This window comes from Catenibacterium sp. (assembly GCF_052354645.1).
GTDB lineage: Bacteria > Bacillota_I > Bacilli_A > Erysipelotrichales > Coprobacillaceae > Catenibacterium > Catenibacterium mitsuoka_A.
On the sequence record NZ_DAWDDM010000294.1, the window covers coordinates 1 to 2,447 of the forward strand.

At 32.5% G+C, this 2,447-nt stretch carries 3 protein-coding genes and 1 pseudogene; 3 read left to right on the top strand and 1 reads right to left on the bottom strand.

Annotated features, from left to right (window positions below; all coding sequences use genetic code 11):
- Positions 1–258, bottom strand: a pseudogene (locus ACT8VG_RS10165) (peptidase T); the annotation flags it as partial.
- A 117-nt stretch (positions 259–375) separates the two neighbouring features.
- Between ACT8VG_RS10165 and ACT8VG_RS10170 the strand changes: the two are divergent.
- The 3 genes from ACT8VG_RS10170 (at position 376) to ACT8VG_RS10180 (ending at position 2,338) form a co-directional block, all read left to right on the top strand.
- The gene (locus ACT8VG_RS10170) at positions 376–966 is read left to right on the top strand and encodes a ribonuclease H1 domain-containing protein (RefSeq protein WP_187012147.1); all 591 of its coding nucleotides are present in this window, start codon (positions 376–378) and stop codon (positions 964–966) included.
- Positions 963–1,859 carry an exonuclease domain-containing protein gene (locus ACT8VG_RS10175; protein WP_129981928.1) on the top strand — a complete coding sequence of 299 codons (897 nt, stop codon included), beginning with the start codon at positions 963–965 and terminating at the stop codon, positions 1,857–1,859. Before ACT8VG_RS10170 ends, ACT8VG_RS10175 begins: the two co-directional genes overlap by 4 nt.
- Before the next feature lie 155 nt (positions 1,860–2,014).
- On the top strand, positions 2,015–2,338 hold the full coding sequence (locus tag ACT8VG_RS10180) for a PadR family transcriptional regulator (protein ID WP_022424491.1): 324 nt from the start codon (positions 2,015–2,017) through the stop codon (positions 2,336–2,338).
- Positions 2,339–2,447 lie beyond the last annotated feature (109 nt).

Sequence of the window (2,447 nt, forward strand, 5' to 3'; positions counted from 1 at the left end):
TCCACTTGCATCTGTAGAAGAATCCATATGGTCAATAAATCCAATTGCCTTCATACGCTCATCAGAATTACTATAAATCTTTCCGTATACAATTCCCTGATCTGTTCTTTCTACTTCATCTACACCTAAAATCTGCATTTCTTCACTCAAGAAATCAGCTAAATCAAATTGTTTTTCTGTAGAAGGAGATGTTGTAGAAGATTCATCAGACTGTGTATCAAAACTCACATATTTCAAAAATCTCTTTTCAATCAACATAAAATAACCTCGCTTTGTTTATTTCTTTCATTTTAACATAGTAAATAGTTTTTGTGAACTTGCATAATTAACTAGACAACGCCTATTGTTTTCATTATTATGGGGTAGGTGATAAAAATGAAATATTATGCCGTAAAAAACGGAAGAGTACCAGGTATTTATAACTCTTGGGCAGAATGTCAGAAGCAGATTCATGGCTTTAAGAATGCTTCTTATAAGTCCTTTACATCACGCAAGGAAGCAGAAGAGTTTATTTCTGATAAAAAAGAAATGCCTCAAATGGAACATGGGTTAATTGCTTATGTAGATGGTTCTTTTAATGCGAAAAAGAAAGTATATGGTTATGGTGCTGTATTAATTGATGGACAGCAGGTCATTAAACGTCTTTATGGACATGGAGATAATGAAGAATGTATATCTAGTCGTAATGTCGCAGGAGAAATATTTGGGGCACTTGCAGCTGTAAAGTATGCAGTAGAACATCCTGAATATGATGGTATTGTGATTTATTATGATTATATGGGTATTGAAAAGTGGGCTATTGGAGAATGGAAAGCTAATAAGAAGTTAACACAGTATTATGCTGATAAAATGGCTAAATACCGTAAACAATTGCCTATTGTCTTTATGAAAGTAGAAGCTCATACAGGAGACTTCTATAATGAACAGGCAGATCAGTTAGCAAAGAAAGCAGTGGGAATTGAATGAGTGAAAAAATAACAATCTTTGATATTGAAGAATTGAATAATGATCCTGTTAGTATCTGTTCTATTGGAATAGTCGTATTGGAGGATATGAAAGTAAAAGAAACATTCTATTCACTTATTAGACCTCCTAAATTGACTTTTGATCCTTATCGTTATAAGGTTCATAAGATCAGACCACAGGATTTAAAGAAACAACCTACATTTCCAGAAATCTGGCCAAAGATTAGTCAATATTTTGAAAACAGTATTGTGATATCTCATGATATCCAATCAGATCTAAATCATCTATTGGCAGTATTTAGAAGGTTTCGTATAAGAAAGCCTACTTGTTTCTTATCATGTACATTAGTACTCGCAAAGCTGTTTCATCCTGAATTACAAAAGTATGGCTTAGGTTCTCTATGTGATTATTATTCAGTGGAATTAGAGAATGCCCATAATGCATTGGCTGATTCTTTAGCCTGTGCAGAACTTTTAAAGAAGATGATGGATGAACATCACTATACAAGTCTTAAAGAGCTCCACGAGAAGGAAAATGTCCCTTTAGGACGTATGACAAGTTCTTTTATTGAACCTCTTGTATCAAGTGATAAGGTACAGGAAGTAAGGATGGGAATACAGAAAGAAACAGTTGCTTTCACTGGAAAACTTGCTCATACAAAACAAGAAATAGAAGCATTTGTAGAACAGGATGGTATGACACCATCATTCCATGTCACAACACAGACAAGATATCTCGTTATTGGGAAAAAGGACTACAAGCAGACAAGATATCAAAAAGGCAATAAGAAGATAAAAAAAGCCATGACACTATCAAGACAAGGTCAGGATATTAGAATCCTACATGAAGACCAGTATATTGATATGGTAAGAAAAAGAACTCTTAAGGCATAGAGTTCTTTTTCTTACACACTATTTTAAAAAAATGACGCTTTTTTTTATTGTAAACAGGATAAAAGTACAGTTTGGTGCACAAATACGTCATTTTATTTAAAAAATGTATTGAAAACGCTTCTAATATTTGATAATCTTATTACAGGTGATTAATTATGGCAAAGACTTCAAACTATTTATTTAAACTTGATTTAATGATTTTAAGCTTATTGAAAGAAAAAGATCAATATGCGTATGAACTAACTAAAGAGATTGCAGAAAAATCTAAGGGTCGTATTGAACCGAAGAATGGTACTATGTATCCTATTATTTACAAACTCATTGAAAATGGCTATATTTCAAGCAATACAATCATTTACCACAATAAAGCTAGAGTGTATTATCACCTAGAACCAGCCGGAAAGGAATATTTAGATAAGATTATTGTGGAATTTGATGAACTAGTGGATTGCATCAATTCATTTATTCACAAAGATTAAAATAGAGTTCCCATGATGGAACTCTATTTTTTTTGCATAAAAAAAGAAATAGACAAATGATATGATGACCTCCCAGTAGACAGTGCAAATAATTAAAAGCACTGTTTGC

Bases quoted from the DNA above. Each gene is read 5' to 3' on its own strand.
- ACT8VG_RS10170 (WP_187012147.1), top strand. From the start codon at position 376: ATGAAATATTATGCCGTAAAAAACGGAAGAGTACCAGGTATTTATAAC.
- ACT8VG_RS10175 (WP_129981928.1), top strand. From the start codon at position 963: ATGAGTGAAAAAATAACAATCTTTGATATTGAAGAATTGAATAATGAT.
- ACT8VG_RS10180 (WP_022424491.1), top strand. From the start codon at position 2,015: ATGGCAAAGACTTCAAACTATTTATTTAAACTTGATTTAATGATTTTA.